The organism is Massiliimicrobium timonense (assembly GCF_042850985.1).
Taxonomy (GTDB): domain Bacteria; phylum Bacillota_I; class Bacilli_A; order Erysipelotrichales; family Coprobacillaceae; genus Allocoprobacillus.
Map to the genome: position 1 here is coordinate 38323 of NZ_AP031415.1, position 17553 is coordinate 55875.

The window sequence follows — 17553 nt, forward strand, 5'->3', positions numbered from 1 at the left end:
AATAGAAAGTCATGAAAATCTATGGCAAATGTGCAGACATTTTTATAAAAGTAACATATTGTATTTTGAGGAGGTGAAGGAATGGCTAAAGAAGGAATTGATGTTTCACAATATCAAGGTGAAATTAATTGGGAGCTTGTGAAAGATCATATTGATTTTGCAATACTACGTTGTGGTTACGGTCAGGATATACCGGGACAAGATGATCCGACTTTTAAAAGAAATGCAGATGAATGTACAAGATTAGGTATTCCTTTTGGTGTCTATCTTTATTCATACGCAACAGATGAACGTGCAGCTTTATCTGAAGCAAGACATGTTATGCGTTTGATTGAAAATTATCAAATGGAATATCCAATTTATTTAGATTTAGAAGACCCACGCATTGGTCAGTTAACAAATGATCAGATTGAAAGAAATGCCAGAGTCTGGGCAGAAGAACTTGCTAGAAATCAATATTTTCCTGGATTTTATGCTTCATATTACTGGTGGACAACAAAATTAACAGGGGCTACATTTAAAAGATATACAAGATGGGTCGCTCGTTATGCTGAAGAACTAGGAGCAGAAGGATTTGATATGTGGCAATATACAGATCATGGATTTGTAGAAGGAATCAATGCACCTGTAGATAGAAATTATGCTTTTAGAGATTTTCCATCTGAAATTAAGGATGGGGGATATAATAATTTCCGTATAGAAACAACGCCAGAACCAGAAAGTCCAGAAGATAAGTATCAGATAGGAGATCATGTCACTTTTGATCATGTTTTTATTTCATCAGAAAGTAGTGTTCCTTTGATTCCATATATGAATCATGGAACAATTACAAGAGTTGTCCCTCATGCCAGAAACCCTTATTTAATTGGAAATGGTTTGGGATGGGTCAATAATGAAAGCATTACAGGAACATTGAGATATCTTTCTCATCCAACATATCGTGGTGACTCTCTTGTTGATGCATTGGATCAAATTGGTGTAGATTCTTCTTTTGCTTCAAGAAAAGAACTTGCTCAAAAGAATGGTATTGATAATTATACAGGTAGTGCCAGACAAAATCTGGAATTATTAAGACTGCTTCAAGAAGGACGTTTAAAAAGTTAAGGGCATTGTATAAAGCAATGCCTTTTCTATTGTATTTATGTTTGTACAATAGTATAATGAATGCGTCTTAAGGGAGAGTGACTATAAAATGGTTTATGCCAAAACGAGAAATGAAAAAGAATGGAAAAAACATATAACGGCACTGATTTGTGTATTTATAGCTTCTATTATTATGTCAATCAATATTAAATCATTTGTTAGGGCTGGAGATTTAATTCCGGGTGGTTTTACGGGTTTATCATTATTGATACAACGATCAGCCAATCTTTTTGCTGGTATTGAATTACCTTATTCAATTATCAATATTTCATTAAATGCTTTACCAGCTTTTATTGGATTTAAAATGATAGGTAAAAAATTTACCAGTTATTCAGTCTTGATGATTGTTTTAAATTCCTTTTTAGTTGATTTAATACCAGTCACACCGATTACATATGATCCACTATTAGTTTCTGTTTTTGGGGGTATTTTAAATGGTATAGCAATTGTTATTGCATTATATGGAAAGGCTTCAAGTGGGGGAACAGATTTTATTGCGGTTTATTTATCTAATAAACTTAAGAAACCTTCATGGAACTTTGTATTTGGAATTAATACGATTATTTTGATTACAGGTGGTTTTATTTTTGGATTTGAAGCTGCTATGTATTCTATTATCTTTCAGTTTGTTTCTACTCAAGTGATTGAAAGATTACATCGTCGTGATCATAAAGTCACTTTATTGATTATTACAAAAGAAGGAGAAACTATTGGTCAAGAGTTATTAGAATATACTCATCATGGTGTGACAAAATTTGAAGGACAGGGATGTTATTTAAAAGAAAATAAAACAATGTTATATACTGTTGTTGGTGCTGATGAAGTGAAAGATGTTGTTCATCTTATTAGAGAACTGGACTCACATGTTTTCATTAATATTATGAATTCTGAGGGAGTGACAGGAAACTTTTATCAAGAACCAATTGAATAAAAAGGCATATGCCTTTTTATTTTGCATTATATTCATTAAGAAAAGATTCAAAGATTTGAAGATGGAGTTGTTCGTCTTCAATAATGCGATAGAGTATTTTTTGAATTGTTTGATTGTATATACAATTGATTTGTTTTTGATAAATATCAATCGTTTGTTGTTCTTGAATCATAGCATTCTCTAAAAGAGATTGTAAATGACATGGATAGACATTATAACTTGGACTCCAGTATTCCAGATAGCCTTGTTGACAATCCCATAAACGAGGATCAGTTCCTAACTGATAAGCTAATTGGGCAAAGATGTCTAAATGATGCATTTCTACAATGCTTATCTTTTCCATTGCTTCAGATAGTTCTGGCCAAGTATCCATTAAAATAATATGGTTGTAGAAATAAAGACTGACAGCATTCATTTCTGAATGTAAACCACCTAAATTTGAAAGCATCATAGATGCATATTGAGGATTAGGTTGTATATTTTGAATTTTAGGATAGGGTTTATTAATTAAATAGTTCATAAAAATAACCTCCACACTCTAATGTATGAAGGTTATTTTCATTTATTCACATATTTTTTCAAAACCGATACGACGAGCACCACTCAATAAAGTAATTTCACCACATACTTCAAAGCTATGTTTTGTTAAAAAACGTTGCATAGATAAATTATCTTTATGAGTATCAATGCGAATACTATGAATGTGGTTGTGTTGACATTCATGAATAGCATATTCTAATAATTGATGAGCTATATTTTGACCTTTATATGCTTCATCCACAACAATTCTATGAATCACAGCGTAAGGTTGATTTGCTGTTTTCCATGCCCCGTCAATGATATGATAAGTTGGTTCATCTTCAATTGCAAAATACATAGTTCCAATTATTTTTGTATCTTCAATGACATAACTTTTTCCCTGGTTGATATCTTGAATAATATCATCAGCTTGTGGATAACCATCTTGCCACTGATCTATACCAGCTTTTTTAAAATAAGACTGAGCTTGATGGATAAGTGTCATAATATCTTTAACATCATCAAGCGATGATTTTCTTATTTCCATATTGTTCTCCTTAAACTATAAATAATGATATCATGATATTGAAAATTTTTATAAGCATGTTCATATAAATATCCTTCTTTAACAAACTGATTGGCTTCAAGTACATGACAGGATGCCAGATTTTCTACAAAAACTTCAGCATATATTTTATGAATATGATAATTTTCAAAAACATATAAGCAAAAAAGTTTAACAGCCTGTTTCATAATACCTTTATTTGCATAGGCAGGATTGAGCCAATAGCCTAATTCACAATTATGCACATCAATATCATTGTGCAAAGTTCCACCAATACATCCTACACATATTCCATCAACAACAATGCCAAAATCTAACCCATGATTTTCTAATGAATGGGTGATAAATGACATCGCATGATCGAGAGTATATGGGTAGGGGAAGGAATTTCTTAAATAGTTTCCAATACTTTGTTCATTAGCGTGATAAGCTAATTGACATGGATCAATTTGATCCAATGTTTTTAACTCAATAATCATGTATTCTCCTATGGTAAAGGCTTTTCACTGGCAAGATATAAATCATACCATTGTTGACGTGTCAAATGAACATCACATGCCTGTACCATTTCTTGAAGATGAACAGGAGAAGTTGTCCCCATAATGGGTTGCATACAGGCTGGATGACGAAGTAACCATGCAATCGCAATAGCACTTTTTGTTACATGATATTCTTTAGCAAGTTCTTCCATAACACTATTTAACTTCTCATAGTTTGGATGATCAATGAAACATCCTTCTGCCCATGAAGCTTGAACAACACTCCAAGGTTGAATTGTGATGTCATGTAGACGACAATAATCTAAAACACCACCATCTTTATCTTGAGCCCAAGCTTCTTTCATGTTCATATTTAAACCAGAATCAATCATTACAGAGTGAACAATAGACAATTGAAGCTGATTAATAATAATAGGGTATTTTGAATACTTTTGTAAAAGTTCAACTTGTAAAGGTGTATGATTAGAAACACCAAAATATTTCACTTTTCCACTTTCATATAATTCATCAAAAGCTTCACTAACTTCTTGAGGATCACATAAGGCATCAGGACGATGTAATAATAAAATATTTACATAATCTGTCTGTAATCTATCTAAAGAATTTTGAACGCTTTGTAAAATATGTTCTTTAGAAAAATCATAACGTTTTCCAGGAACAATTCCACATTTTGTCTGAATAATCATTTTTTGACGATATTCAGGATGTCTTTTTAAAACTTCACCAAAAATAGCTTCTGATTGACCACCACCATAAATATCTGCATGATCAAAGAAATTAATACCTGATTCCAACGCTGTTTCAACCAGTTTTTCAACTTCATCGACGCTCTTATCGGCAATACGCATACATCCTAAAGCAAGACGTGATGCTTTTAAATTTGTTTTAGGTATTTGAAAATAATTCATAATTTGAACCTCCTGTTGTTATTATATAAAATAATGATTATAATGTAAAAGAGAATGAAATGACTTTTTAAATATTTTTAGGGAGGTTATATGGTTTATCATATTGTTAATATTGTTGTTTATATTATTTCAATAGTTCTAGCAATGATTGGTTTAAGCTGTTTTCGTTTTGATCAATATATAAGAAAAGGAAAAGAAAGAGAATTCCATATCTTTTTTATAGTCACGTCCATTGCTTTAGGATATTTATTTGCATCTTTTGTATTATCTTTTGGAAGTTTAAGTTTTCAATTCTAAATAAGAAGTTTGTACATATATAATAATGATGAAAAAAATATATGTAAAACTTCTTTTTGTTTGTTCACTTCTATTGATTATTGGATGTTTTCGTTATCAGGAAGCATTGACGTGGTTAGATTTTCAATATCAAGTAAAACAACAAGAAAAGATTGTTCAAGTTCAAACATCAAATCAAGTGATATCAATCCCGTTAGAAGAATATCTTATTGGTGTTATTGCCGGGGAAATGCCAGTAAGTTTTGAAAAGGAGGCACTGAAGGCACAGGCAGTAGCAAGTCGTACTTTTGTTTTATCAAGAAATTTAAAGGTAGATAATACGACAAATTCACAGGTATATTTAAATGAAGATCAAATGAAAGAGAATTGGGGAAAACAGTATGAACAAAATAAAAAGAAAATAGAAGAAGCTATTCAAGAAACCAAAGGTAAAGTAATGACTTATCAAGGTAAGTATATTTCTGCTTTGTTTTTTTCTAGCAGTAATGGAAAGACTGTTAATAGTGAGGATTATTTTACTGGAGAAGTTGCTTATTTAAAGGCTGTAGATAGTCATTGGGATACAAGTATTGATCCTCATAATATAAGAAAAAAGACTTTTACAAAAAAACAATTAGCAGATATTTTTAATGTTGTACCAGAAGATATTCGAGTTACATCACATACATCAAGTGGCTATGTTCAACAAGTCACAATTAATCAAAAAACATATACTGGTAGAGAAATAAGAGAAAAGTTATCTTTACCATCTTCATGTTTTCAAATTGAATTTTCATCAAATGGCTATACTTTTATTACCAGAGGAAATGGTCATGGTGTAGGAATGAGTCAATATGGAGCTCAAGCTATGGCTTTAGAAAATAACAATTATCAAGATATTTTACATCATTATTATCAAAATATTGAAATTGAAAGTATAGACTCTTAACTTTTGTTCATACTTAAGTTGAGGTGAAAGCATGAAGAAAAGATCTTTTCATTATAAGAAAGTCCTAGGAATCTCACTGGCATTGGCTTTATTTTTAGGTGGTATTGGTATTGTTCAAAATATTTTAGATGAACGTACAAAAAGTTTTGAAGATGAAACTGTTGTGAAAGTAGATGAAAACAAAACACAGGAAACAAAAAAAGAAGAAAATAAAGTAGAAACTTTAAAATCGCCTGTAAAAGATGGTATTGGCATTGTGAGATATTATTATGATAAAGATGATGATGAGTCTAAACAGGAACAATCGCTAATTCTGTTTGAAGATGTCTATCGTCCAAATCAAGGTATCGATTATGCAAATAAAAATGAAGTCTTTGATGTGATGGCAGCTATCAGTGGAACAGTGACAAAGAAAACAAATGATCCAGTTTTAGGATGGGTTGTCACAATTACAAATAGTGATAACATTTCTACCACGTATGAGTCTTTATCAAAAGTATCTGTTGAGTTAAATCAAGAAGTCAAACAGGGAGATATCATTGGGAAAAGTGGAGAAAATGTATATGAGGCAGATTTGAAAAATCATTTACATTTTATTTTACAAAAGGATGATCAACTGTATAATCCAGAAAAATTTATTGGACAAACACTGGATATGATTAAGTAAATTTAGATTCTTAGGAATCTAAATTTTTTTAAAATATTCACATAAATTTCATACATTTATTATATTATCATTGTGATAGAGATAGAGTTTTTGAAAAGATAAAAATTATGTTGATATAGTAATAATTTTTTCTTGTAATTAATAAGAAAAATGATACAATAGAAATGCTTATAGGAGGAATGTTCAATGAAATTATCAAAGGAAATTGGTATTGACTTGGGAACTGCTAACATTCTTATTTATGTTAAAGGTGAAGGGATTGTTGTGAATGAACCTTCTGTTGTGACTATCAATACTGAAACAAATAAACCTATCGCTGTTGGAGAAGAAGCCAGAGATATGCTTGGAAAAACTCCAGGTAAATTTCAAGCTATTCGTCCTTTAAAAGATGGGGTTATCGCAGATTTTCAAATTACTGAAATATTATTAACTCATTTTATTAATAAACTTAACTTAAAAGGAGTTTTCTCAAGACCAACAATCTTAATTTGTTGTCCATCTAATATTACTTCTATTGAAAAGAGTGCTATTCAAGATGTGGCTTTAAGATGTGGTGCTAAACGTGTTTATATTGAAGAAGAACCAAAGGTTGCAGCTATTGGAGCTGGTTTAGATATTTCTAAACCATCTGGAAATATGGTTGTTGATATTGGTGGGGGAACAACAGATATTGCTGTTCTTTCATTAGGTGATATTGTAACAAGTACATCTTTAAAAATTGCTGGAGATAAGATGGATGCTGAATTAATTAAATATGTTAAAGATAAATATAAATTATTAATTGGGGATCGTACAGCAGAAGAAATTAAGATGACAATTGGTAGTGCTTATGAAGCAGATCCAAAAGATGTTATGGATGTAAGAGGTAGGGATTTAGTAACAGGTTTACCTCACACAATTCAATTAAATGCTAAAGAAACTCAAGAAGCATTAGAAGAATGCTGCATGACAATTTTACGTTCTACAAAACAAGTTCTTGAACAAACACCACCAGAACTTTCTGCAGATATTGTGAATAAGGGTGTATTCTTAACAGGTGGAGGAGCTTTACTTCATAATTTAGATAAATTCTTAGAAGAAGGTTTAGGAGTTCCTGTATTTGTTGCTGAAAATGCTCTTGACTGTGTTGCTGAAGGTTGTGGAGTTATGTTAGAAAATACTCAATATTTACAGTAATCTTTAAAGTATCATCATTATGGTGATACTTTTTCTTATTTTGTAAAAAAATAGATTTTTGATAAGGTTTTGTTAAAATGGTTAATAGAGGTGATGAAAATGGGGAAAAAGAAGTATTTTTTCTTTGATATTGATGGAACTTTAGCTGTTGGAACTCCGGGTGACCAATATGTTCCTGAATCAGCGAGAAAAACAATTAAAGAATTAGAAGCAAAAGGACATTTTGTTGCTATTGCAACAGGTAGAAGTTATGCAATGGCAGTCAATCATATGAAAGAATTAGGATTTAAAAATATGGTGAGTGACGGGGGAAATGGAATCACTATCAATGAAAAACTAATTGAAATCAAACCTTTAGATTATGATAAGTGTCTAGCATTAATTGATGAATGTAAAGAAAAAGGATTCATTTGGGCAATATCACCAGATAATGAAACAAGACGTTTAGCACCAGATAATCGCTTTTATGATTTTACCCATGATATTTATATGGATACAGTTGTTGAAGAAGGATTGGATCCAAGAAATTATGATCAAATCTATAAAGTTTATGTGGCTTGTTTTACTCCAGAAGAACAAAAACTAGAAACTCTAAAGGAATTACCTTGGTGTCGTTTCCATAAAGAATATTTGTTTGTTGAACCTGGTGATAAATCAGTAGGTATTAAAGCTATTGTTGATCATTTTGGTGGAGATTATAAAGATGTTGTTGTTTTTGGTGATGAGAAAAATGATTTAAGTATGTTTAGTGATGAATGGACTTCTATTGCAATGGGAAATGCAATTGATGAGTTGAAAGCAAAAGCAACATATGTTACAGATGATGCTGATAAAGATGGGATTTATAAAGCATGTCAGCATTTTGGATGGGTGGATTAAATGAGTAGGAAAATTATATTTTTTGATATTGATGGAACATTGTTTTGTCCAGAGTTAGGACGTATTACTGATGAAGTGAAAAATGCAATTAAATCAGTTCAAAAGCAAGGACATTTATGTTTTGTTGCAAGTGGTAGACCTTATGGATTTATTGCTGAAAATGTAAAGGAAATAGGATTTGATGGATATGTACTAGCAAATGGAGCTAATGTGAAATATCATAATAAAGATTTAACAGCAAGATATTTAAATCCAGAAAAGGTTAAAGAATTGACTGAGTGTTTAAAGTCTAAAAATATTGAATATATTTTGCAGACACCAACACTTTGTTATTTGAATCAGTCAAACCAATGTTTATTAGATTTCTATTCTCATTGTAATATAGATTTTCATAATTTATGTTATCAATATGATGAAGAAGATATTATAAAAAGAACGGTTAAAATGGAAGCATGGACAAAAAATCAGGAAGAGTTAGATTATGCGATTTCATGTTTTCAATCTTTTTCTTACGAATTGCATCCAGATCATCATAGCTTAGAAATTTATTCTAATGAAGTATCTAAGGCAACAGGTATATTAGATGTCTTACATGAATTAAATATTGATATTAAAGATAGTTACTGTTTTGGGGATGGTCCTAATGATGTAGAAATGTTTGAAACAGTTGGACATCCTATTGCGATGGGAAATGCTATTGAAGATATTAAAAAAAGAGCAGAAATCATATGTCCAAGTGTTCAGGAAAATGGAGTGGCTATACAATTAGAAAAGATGTTTAATGAATAACTAGCTATCAAAGCTAGTTTTTTCGTATTATTGATAATATAAAAAGAGCAGAAACATTCTGCTCATATAAAATCTACATAAATAATATCATTGCAAGCATAAAAAGTAAGGATATACTGGCAACTAATAGTGCAAAGTTAAAGCCAGTTTTTTCGTGTACTTCATTTTTAATACCGAAAGCAAATGAAAACACAAAGAGAAAAGGCAAAATAAACCAGGTAAGATATATCAATGTATGAAAGCCATCAGTTTGAAAGAGTTCACTCAACATTGTTTGTATCCTCGTTAAGAAGTTGAACAAGAATTTGGTCTAATTCAGGTAGAGATCTTTTTAAAATAATTGGTCTACCATTTTGATTAAGAAAACAATGTAAACTTTTCCCAATAGCTACAATGTCATCATTGACTTTCATCGTATATTCTATTTCTAGACGTGTTCCCTTATATGCAGAAACCTTTGTTTCAATGGTAATAAGATCAGGGAAAGTCGTACTTTTTTTATAATCACATTGAATGCCTATAACAGGAGAACTAATACCTAATTCTTCCATCTTATCATAACCAAAACCAATATGATTTAAAAAATCAATACGCGCTTCTTCCATAAAACGAATGTAATTAGAATGATGTGTAATTTGCATTTTATCGGTTTCATAATATTGAACTTGATGTGTATATGTGTGCATAATCTAATCTATACTCCTTTAAATTTTTTTAGCAATTTGAGATGTTAATAAATCTATATATAAGAAAAATACAATTTGATTTTCAAGGTATTGTTGAAAATTCTGATTGGTTGATGAAGGTAACCATATATATTGGTCACAATATTTTTTTATAGATAATTTATCATTCATTGTAATAAGAGCTAATTGATACTGAATATTTTCTTTTGATTCTTTTAAAAGAGGTTTTAAAGTATTTAAACCATTTCCTCTATTTGTAAAGAAGATGAAAATATCTTGAGAAGTAATAATATGAGGAAGTTCATGAATCTCGTCATTGTTTAAAACGATAGCTTTTTTATTAAATTTAAATAAATTATATTGTAACATTTTAGCTGGCAAAGAGCTTTTATGAAAGCCTGAAATAATCACATTTTCAGCTTGGATAATATCATTTGCAAGATTCTCTAATTGCTGATAATCTAAAGAACTTTGAATGATATTGAATAAATGTATATAAGAATCAATGTATGTTTCATTATCTAAAGACGAATCAGTATTTTTCTTTTCTAAGCGAAAGACATCAAATTTAAATTCATTAAAACCGTCATATCCAAGTTTTTGACAGAAACGTGTAATTGTTGCCTGAGAAACATGATAATTTTTAGATAAGTCAGTAGCAGAACTTCTTAGTATGATTTCTAAATCGTTATGTAAAAGATCATATATAATCATTTCTTTTTTTGTAAATGTTTCTTTTTTTAACTCCATTTTTTCAAAAGGATTCATTGTATCATCTCCTAAAGCTATTATAATAAAAAAAGACTATTTCGCAAAATGAAATAGTCTTACTTGCATAATTCTTTTGCTTTTAAAATAGTGTTTTCTATAAAATGATCAGCATTTCCCTTTTCTAATCTTGAAATATATGTTTCGAAATATAATCCATAATCTTCTTTGCATACAAAATAGTTAGAATAATTTTCACAATATCCTATTATGATAATGAGCTTATCAGGAAAGGCATCTCTTATTTTTTTACCTAAGATTGCAGTAATGTCACCAGGTAAAGAGACAAACATGATATTTCCTAAATTGATAATATGACTATATAAAGTTAAAGTCATAGGACTTTTATCACGCTTTAAGATTAAATTATTTAATAGCATTTGTTTAACTGGAATCTGTTGATCGCTAGGATTTTGTTGGATTTCATATTGCAACTTAGGAATTTCATTTGTAATAAATGCATCTTTTCCAGTATAAATATAATCATGACAATATGAAGACCATTGTAAATTATTTATTGATGTCTGAATAATTTTGGCATTGTCTAATTGTTCTAATATTAATGAAGATACACGATCCAATTCTTCTTCACCACTTTTTTCTCTATAAAAGCGAGTTGAAACATCACCACAGCATCCATTGATAATCATACATGGCTGATGGTATTTATTTTGATATTTTTGTCTAATGTGACCTAATAAGTCAGCAGAAAGCTTATAGTTAGATTGATTTAAAATAGTTGGATGACAAGCTAAAGAAATAAGAGAAAAGATAGGTAATTTTGAATGGACATTCATAAATTCTAGAATATATGCATTTTTGTCCGCATAGCCATCCACTTTGTTTCTATTACCATAAACACCTTGAATGATAGTATGTTTTATTTGAATAGTTGCTTCAGTTAATGAGTCCATAGCTTTATGAATAGAGAAAATAAATTGTGAAATAAGCTGTTTTTGAAGTTCTTTTTCGATAGTTGTTTTTTCAAAAAATGGTCGAAAATAAGCTGGCGCTGAATGAGTATGAATACACCCAATAATGACTTGCTCATCTGATAAATGATATTCACGACAAATCTCATTTTTTATTGGTTTTATCACACTATTTTCGATAATAATTGAATCTAAAATAGAAATAACAAACAATTTTTCCTGATAAGATAAAATCATTGTATTAATCTCAATAGGATCTAAAATACCTTGTGATTGAAAAGGACGATTATAACCAGCCATATATACACTCTTTTGAGGAGTAATATCTAATTTATGATAACCTATTTTCATGATTTCCACCTCCGCTTTTAGTATAGCATAGTTTTTCTAAAAATGAAAGAGTATTCAAAAAAATAAATTTAATATTGCAAAACCATTCATAATGTGATACGCTATATATGTCAAATGAAACCGGTTAACAAAATGACAGATTATAAAGGAGGGAAATCTATATTATGGATTCAACACAAAAAGGATTTATGGCTAAGTTCCAGGCAGTATTAGAAAAATATGTTGTTCCTGTAGCAACAAAAATCTCACAGCAAAGACATTTAGCTGCTGTTAGAGATGGATTAACAGTTTTAGTACCTGTTACAATTATTGGAGGATTTGCAATATTATTGGCCCAGCCGCCCGTTGACGCATCTTTACAACCAACAAATTTTTTCTTCTCATTTTTATGTATGTGGCGTGATTGGGCCTCAGCAAACGCTGCGACATTATTAACACCTTACTATTTAACAATTGGAGCTATTTCTGTTTATGTTGTTTTGGGTGTTGCATATCAATTATGTAAAACATATAAAATGAATACAATTTCAAATATGATTTCAGTTTTACTTGTTTATTTATGTATTGCTGGTGTTCCTCAAACTTATACAAGTGGAGAAGTAAGTGTGAGTGCTATTCCATTAACAGATTTAGGAGCTTCAGGAATGTTTACAGCTATTGTTGTAGCATTGGCAGTCATCGAAATTAACCATTTATTTATAAAGAATCATTGGGTGATTAAATTACCTGAACAAGTACCACCAAATGTGGCAGCACCATTTAATGTCTTAATTCCAGGTATCGTGAGTTTATTAGTATTTATGATTTTCAATTCTGTATGTATTAGCTTTTTTGGTACAGGTATTACTGGTTTGATTTATGCTGCTTTCCAACCTTTAATTTCAGCAACAGGATCATTACCATCAATTATTCTTATTAATGTTTTAATGACAACATTCTGGTTCTTTGGTGTTCATGGAGCAAATATGGTTGGAGTTGTCACAACACCATTAACAACACTTGGTTTAACATTAAATGCTGAAGCTTATGCTGCTGGAAAAGAATTACCTAGTATTTTTGCAGGAGCAGTTAATAGTGTATATGGGGGATGGATTTCTTATTTTGCAGTAGTGATTGTCATTTTGTTATTCTGTAAATCTTCACAAGCAAGATCAATTGCGAAAATCGCTTCTGTACCTGCGTTCTTTAATATTAATGAACCATTAATCTTTGGATTGCCAACAGTATTAAATCCATTTACACTTATTACTTTCTTAATTTGTAATAACTTGAATTTTACAATTGTTTATTTCTTAATGGACAGTGGTTTTTTAGGAAAATTCTTTGTATCTTTACCATTTACTGTGCCAGGGCCATTTCAAGCTTGGTTAGCATCTATGGATTTGAAAGCTATTCTTGTCTGGGCTGTCTTGCTTGTATTAGATGTCATTATTGCTTTACCATTCATTAAAGCATATGATAAACAATTACTAGCAAGTGAGGAGGGTGCAGAATAATATTCTGCACTTTTTGAATATGAAAGTTATTATCAATGCTGATGACTTTGGTTATACCAAAGCTGTGACAGATGGCATAATCAAAGGATATCATCAAGGAATTGTTCGTTCTACAACAGCTTTATGTAATATGCCTTATATTGAATATGGAAAAAATTTATTAAAAGATTGTCCAAATTTATCAATAGGGGTTCATTTAACATTGACGTTAGGAAAATCATTAACGAAAAATAAGACTTTAACAGATGAAGAAGGATATTTTTATAAGCCAGCAAAACTACAAAATCATTATTTTGATGTTGAAGAAGTTTATAATGAATTTAAAGCACAGATAGAAAGATTTATTGAAGTCTTTGGTTGTATGCCTAGTCATCTAGATAGTCATCATGGTATGCATGATTTTCAAAATAATCTTCAAGCAACGAAGAAGCTTGCACAAGAATATCATTTACCAATAAGACGATATAATCATTTTCAGTTTGTCAATGAATTTATCAAAGATAATGTATCAATAGAGGGGCTTATCCATATATTAGAAAAATATAAAGATCAAGATATAGAAATAATGTCACATTGTGGGGAATGTGATTTGGAATTATATTTAAAAAGTTCATATGCTTTACCACGTGTTCAGGAACTTGCTGTATTATGTGATCCAGCGATTAAAGACTATATACAAAAAAACAAAATTATCATAACAAATTATTTAGACGAGGAGGTTAATCAATGAAAACAATAAGAATTGGTTCAGGTGCAGGATATGGTGGAGATCGCATTGAACCAGCAATAGATCTTATACAAAGAGGAAATCTTGACTATATTATTTTTGAATGTTTAGCTGAAAGAACAATTTCGCTAGCTCAAAAAAATAAGCAGAAAGATCCTCAACTAGGATATAATGATTTATTTGAATATCGCTTTGATAAAATATTAGATGCTATTAAAGACCATCCCGTTAAGGTTATTACAAATATGGGAGCAGCAAATCCTAAAGCAGCTGCATATAAATGTCAAAGCATGGCTCAAGAAAAAGGAATTAAAAATTTAAAAATTGCCTATGTAGAAGGTGATGATATCACAGATAAACTTTCAGAGTACATGGATTATCAGGTCATGGAAACAGGAGAACCATTGAATCATATTGATGGAGAGATTTTATCTGCAAATGGTTATATTGGTATTAAAGGTATTGTAGAGGCTTTGCAAAATCAGGCTGATATTGTCATTACTGGCCGTGTAGCGGATCCATCATTAGCCTTAGGACCATTAGTTTATGAATGGAATTGGTCTATGGATGATTATGATAAACTTGGAAAAGGGACATGGATTGGTCATTTATTGGAATGTGCTGGGCAAGTTACAGGAGGATATTTTGCTGATCCAGGTTATAAAGATGTTCCAGAACTATGGAATCTTGGATTTCCAATTATTGAAGTTGACGAAAATGGTGATGGTGTCGTCACAAAATTAGAACATACAGGTGGTATAGTGACTGAACAGACTGTAAAAGAACAGACACTCTATGAAATTCAAGATCCTACAAAATATTTTACACCAGATGTTATTGCTGATTTTTCACATGTTCAAGTCCAACAAATTGGAAAAGATCGTGTTAAAATCAGTGGAGCAACGGGACATGCACCTAATGGATATTATAAAACAAGTGTTGGCTATCATGATTGTTATATTGGAGAAGGGCAAATCAGTTATGGTGGTTTAAATGCATTATCAAAGGCTCAGTTAGCTAAGGAAATACTTGAACATCGTTTTGAAATGATAGGATTGAAATATGAAGAAATACGATATGATATGATAGGAATGAATGCATTGTATCATGATGATATATCAACTCAAATGAATCAATATACACCAGTAGAAGTGAGGCTCAGAGTTGCAGCCAGAGTCAAAAACATAGCACAGGCACAAATGATTGGTAATGAAGTAGAAGCGTTATATACAAATGGTCCATCTGGTGGTGGCGGTGCAGTAAAGAATATTAAAGATATTATTAGCATTGCATCTATACTTGTACCAGTTAATCACTTTCATATAACAGTTCATGTTTTGGAGGTATAACAATGAAATTAAAAGAGATTGCACATTCAAGAACAGGGGATAAAGGAAATATTTCTATTATTTCACTTATAGCTTATAAACAAGAAGATTATGCTTTATTAAAAGAAAAGGTCACTCCTGAAAAATTAAAGGATTATTTTCATGATATTGTTCATGGAAAAATCACAAGATATGAAATTGAAAGTATTGGGGCATTGAATTTTGTGATGGAAGATGCTTTAGGTGGAGGCGTGACACGTTCTTTAGCTATTGATATGCATGGAAAGACACTAGGTAGTGCATTGTTGGAAATGGAGATATAATATGGAAATCAAGAAAATTGTCATTGCAGGAGCAGGAACAATGGGATATTCCATGGCAGAAATCTTTGCTCAATTTGAATATCAAGTTACCATTTATGATTTAAAAGAAGAAGCATTAATGTTAGCACAAAAACATATCAAGGATAATATACAGACACTTGTAGATGAACATGAAATCACAGTACAAAAAGCACAAAGCATCATAAACAGTTTATCCTATACAACGCAAAAGGATTGTTTTCAAGATTGTGATCTTGTTGTGGAAAGTATTATTGAAAATGTAGACATTAAAAAATCTTTTTATCAGGACATATCACAAATTGTAAAAGAGGATACTATTCTAGCAACGAACACTTCAGGAATTTCTATTAATGATTTAGCTTCATCAGTTTATAAGCCAGAAAGATTTATTGGTATGCATTGGTTTAATCCTTCCCATCTTATATTATTAATAGAAATTATAAAAGGAGATTATACAAGTGATGAGGTTGCTCAAGCTATTTATCAATTAAGCATAGATATTCGTAAAAAACCAGTTATTGTTCAAAAAGATGTTTTGGGATTTGCCGCAAATCGTATCCAGTTTGCAGTATTAAGAGAAGCCTTATCTTTAGTAGAACAAGGTGTTGTTTCAAAAGAAGGCATTGATGATGTAATGAAATATGGTTTAGGCTTTCGTTATGCTTGCTTAGGACCATTAGAAGTGGCAGATTTTGGTGGTTTAGATACTTTCTATCATATTAGTGAATATTTAATGGAGGATCTGTGTGATAGTCATGATATTCCAACATTGCTAAAAGAGCATTATCAAGCTGGTGAATATGGAGTGAAAACTCAAAAAGGATTTTATGATTATACAGAGGATAAAGATCAAAAAGCGACGCAACAAAGAGATGATAAGTTGTTAAAGATATTTAATGCTTTATATAAGAATCAAGGAGAACTTTAAGGTTCTCTTTTTTTGTATGGAAGTTTAATATTTATGAACTTTATTTTAAAAATATGAAATTTATTGTTGCATTAGGGGTAGAAATATGTATAATAAAGTTGTTTGATTTTTTGAATTTAAAGTTTAGTATAGTGACATGGAGGTTTATATGGACATTGGAAAGAAATTGAAGGATTTGCGTATTAAAAATGATTTGACCTTGGAAGAGTTGGCTTCAAGAAGTGAACTCACAAAAGGGTTCTTGTCACAGGTTGAAAGAAATCTAACCAGTCCAAGTATCTCTACACTTGAAGATTTGTTAGAGGCACTAGGCACCAATCTTTCTGAGTTCTTTCAATCTGATCAGGAAGAAAAGATTGTCTTTCATACACAGGATTTTTTTGTGGATGAAAAAGACGAATATACGATTGAATGGGTTATTCCTAATGCTCAGAAAAATGAAATGGAACCAATTCTTTTAACTATTCATGGACATGAAAGAAGTAAAGAAATGGAATGTCATAATGGAGAAGAATTCGGTTATATTTTAAAAGGAAATGTCACTTTAGTTCGTGGGAATAAAAAATATAGATTAAAAGCAAAAGAAACATTCTATATGGATGGTAAAGAAAGTCATTATTTTATCAATAATGGTTCAAGTGATGCCAAAATATTGTGGGTCACAACACCACCAATGTTTTAAAAGAAGGGA

21 protein-coding genes are annotated in these 17553 nt (G+C 30.6%); 14 read left to right on the plus strand and 7 right to left on the minus strand.

Annotation, left to right across the window (positions count from 1 at the left end):
- The first annotated feature begins 81 nt into the window (after positions 1-81).
- Both ACGHJ8_RS00190 and ACGHJ8_RS00195 read left to right on the plus strand, forming a co-directional pair.
- Complete coding sequence (locus tag ACGHJ8_RS00190; protein WP_087356877.1) at positions 82-1104, plus strand: GH25 family lysozyme; 1023 nt, start codon at positions 82-84, stop codon at positions 1102-1104.
- Positions 1105-1192: 88 nt separating this feature from the next.
- On the plus strand, positions 1193-2074 hold the full coding sequence (locus ACGHJ8_RS00195; protein WP_087356878.1) for a YitT family protein: 882 nt from the start codon (positions 1193-1195) through the stop codon (positions 2072-2074).
- Between the two features lie 16 nt (positions 2075-2090).
- Here the strand turns inward: ACGHJ8_RS00195 and ACGHJ8_RS00200 are convergent, their stop codons facing one another.
- From ACGHJ8_RS00200 to ACGHJ8_RS00215, 4 genes are read right to left on the minus strand one after another with little or no spacing between them, the layout of a single operon-like run.
- On the minus strand, positions 2091-2594 hold the full coding sequence (locus ACGHJ8_RS00200; protein WP_390541023.1) for a ferritin family protein: 504 nt from the start codon (positions 2592-2594) through the stop codon (positions 2091-2093).
- A 42-nt stretch (positions 2595-2636) separates the two neighbouring features.
- A complete protein-coding gene (locus tag ACGHJ8_RS00205; protein ID WP_390541025.1) occupies positions 2637-3140 on the minus strand; it encodes a GNAT family N-acetyltransferase in 504 nt (167 codons plus the stop codon).
- Positions 3131-3637, minus strand: a complete 507-nt coding sequence (locus tag ACGHJ8_RS00210; protein WP_087356881.1) for a GNAT family N-acetyltransferase — start codon at positions 3635-3637, stop codon at positions 3131-3133. Before ACGHJ8_RS00210 ends, ACGHJ8_RS00205 begins: the two co-directional genes overlap by 10 nt.
- Before the next feature lie 8 nt (positions 3638-3645).
- Complete coding sequence (locus ACGHJ8_RS00215) at positions 3646-4566, minus strand: aldo/keto reductase family oxidoreductase (protein WP_390541027.1); 921 nt, start codon at positions 4564-4566, stop codon at positions 3646-3648.
- A gap of 90 nt (positions 4567-4656) precedes the next feature.
- Between ACGHJ8_RS00215 and ACGHJ8_RS00220 the strand changes: the two genes are divergently transcribed.
- From ACGHJ8_RS00220 to ACGHJ8_RS00245, 6 genes are all read left to right on the plus strand, one after another.
- Positions 4657-4863 (plus strand): DUF1146 domain-containing protein, encoded by a 207-nt coding sequence (locus tag ACGHJ8_RS00220; protein WP_087356883.1) that lies wholly within the window; start codon positions 4657-4659, stop codon positions 4861-4863.
- A 28-nt stretch (positions 4864-4891) separates the two neighbouring features.
- Positions 4892-5791, plus strand: coding sequence for a stage II sporulation protein D (spoIID, locus tag ACGHJ8_RS00225; RefSeq protein WP_087356916.1), 900 nt, complete (start codon positions 4892-4894; stop codon positions 5789-5791).
- Positions 5792-5822: 31 nt separating this feature from the next.
- Complete coding sequence (locus tag ACGHJ8_RS00230; RefSeq protein WP_087356884.1) at positions 5823-6458, plus strand: M23 family metallopeptidase; 636 nt, start codon at positions 5823-5825, stop codon at positions 6456-6458.
- Between the two features lie 186 nt (positions 6459-6644).
- Positions 6645-7634 (plus strand): rod shape-determining protein, encoded by a 990-nt coding sequence (locus ACGHJ8_RS00235; RefSeq protein ID WP_087356885.1) that lies wholly within the window; start codon positions 6645-6647, stop codon positions 7632-7634.
- A gap of 99 nt (positions 7635-7733) precedes the next feature.
- Positions 7734-8513: an HAD-IIB family hydrolase gene (locus ACGHJ8_RS00240; RefSeq protein WP_211962509.1), complete on the plus strand. Its 780-nt coding sequence runs from the start codon at positions 7734-7736 to the stop codon at positions 8511-8513.
- Positions 8514-9302 (plus strand): Cof-type HAD-IIB family hydrolase, encoded by a 789-nt coding sequence (locus ACGHJ8_RS00245; protein WP_087297246.1) that lies wholly within the window; start codon positions 8514-8516, stop codon positions 9300-9302.
- Between the two features lie 260 nt (positions 9303-9562).
- Here the strand turns inward: ACGHJ8_RS00245 and ACGHJ8_RS00250 are convergent, their stop codons facing one another.
- The 3 genes from ACGHJ8_RS00250 to ACGHJ8_RS00260 are packed head-to-tail and all read right to left on the minus strand — an operon-like array spanning position 9563 to position 12039.
- Positions 9563-9988: a thioesterase family protein gene (locus tag ACGHJ8_RS00250; RefSeq protein WP_211962512.1), complete on the minus strand. Its 426-nt coding sequence runs from the start codon at positions 9986-9988 to the stop codon at positions 9563-9565.
- An 18-nt stretch (positions 9989-10006) separates the two neighbouring features.
- A complete protein-coding gene (locus ACGHJ8_RS00255; RefSeq protein WP_087356889.1) occupies positions 10007-10756 on the minus strand; it encodes a MurR/RpiR family transcriptional regulator in 750 nt (249 codons plus the stop codon).
- Between the two features lie 59 nt (positions 10757-10815).
- A complete protein-coding gene (locus tag ACGHJ8_RS00260; protein ID WP_390541032.1) occupies positions 10816-12039 on the minus strand; it encodes a neutral/alkaline non-lysosomal ceramidase N-terminal domain-containing protein in 1224 nt (407 codons plus the stop codon).
- Positions 12040-12203: 164 nt separating this feature from the next.
- On the opposite strand from ACGHJ8_RS00260, the gene ACGHJ8_RS00265 reads away from it, so the two are divergent.
- The 6 genes from ACGHJ8_RS00265 to ACGHJ8_RS00290 all read left to right on the plus strand — a co-directional run bounded on the left by ACGHJ8_RS00265 (position 12204) and on the right by ACGHJ8_RS00290 (position 17544).
- On the plus strand, positions 12204-13535 hold the full coding sequence (locus ACGHJ8_RS00265) for a PTS sugar transporter subunit IIC (protein WP_087356891.1): 1332 nt from the start codon (positions 12204-12206) through the stop codon (positions 13533-13535).
- Positions 13536-13554: 19 nt separating this feature from the next.
- Entirely contained in the window at positions 13555-14265 is a 711-nt protein-coding gene (locus ACGHJ8_RS00270; protein ID WP_211962516.1) for a carbohydrate deacetylase, read from the plus strand.
- On the plus strand, positions 14262-15611 hold the full coding sequence (locus tag ACGHJ8_RS00275) for an acyclic terpene utilization AtuA family protein (protein ID WP_390541035.1): 1350 nt from the start codon (positions 14262-14264) through the stop codon (positions 15609-15611). The genes ACGHJ8_RS00270 and ACGHJ8_RS00275 overlap by 4 nt, the downstream gene beginning before the upstream one ends.
- A 2-nt stretch (positions 15612-15613) precedes the next feature.
- Positions 15614-15913 carry a hypothetical protein gene (locus ACGHJ8_RS00280; RefSeq protein ID WP_087356894.1) on the plus strand — a complete coding sequence of 100 codons (300 nt, stop codon included), beginning with the start codon at positions 15614-15616 and terminating at the stop codon, positions 15911-15913.
- Position 15914: 1 nt separating this feature from the next.
- The gene (locus ACGHJ8_RS00285) at positions 15915-16862 is read left to right on the plus strand and encodes a 3-hydroxyacyl-CoA dehydrogenase family protein (RefSeq protein ID WP_211962520.1); all 948 of its coding nucleotides are present in this window, start codon (positions 15915-15917) and stop codon (positions 16860-16862) included.
- Between the two features lie 148 nt (positions 16863-17010).
- The gene (locus tag ACGHJ8_RS00290; protein ID WP_087244984.1) at positions 17011-17544 is read left to right on the plus strand and encodes a helix-turn-helix domain-containing protein; all 534 of its coding nucleotides are present in this window, start codon (positions 17011-17013) and stop codon (positions 17542-17544) included.
- The last annotated feature ends 9 nt before the right edge of the window (positions 17545-17553 follow it).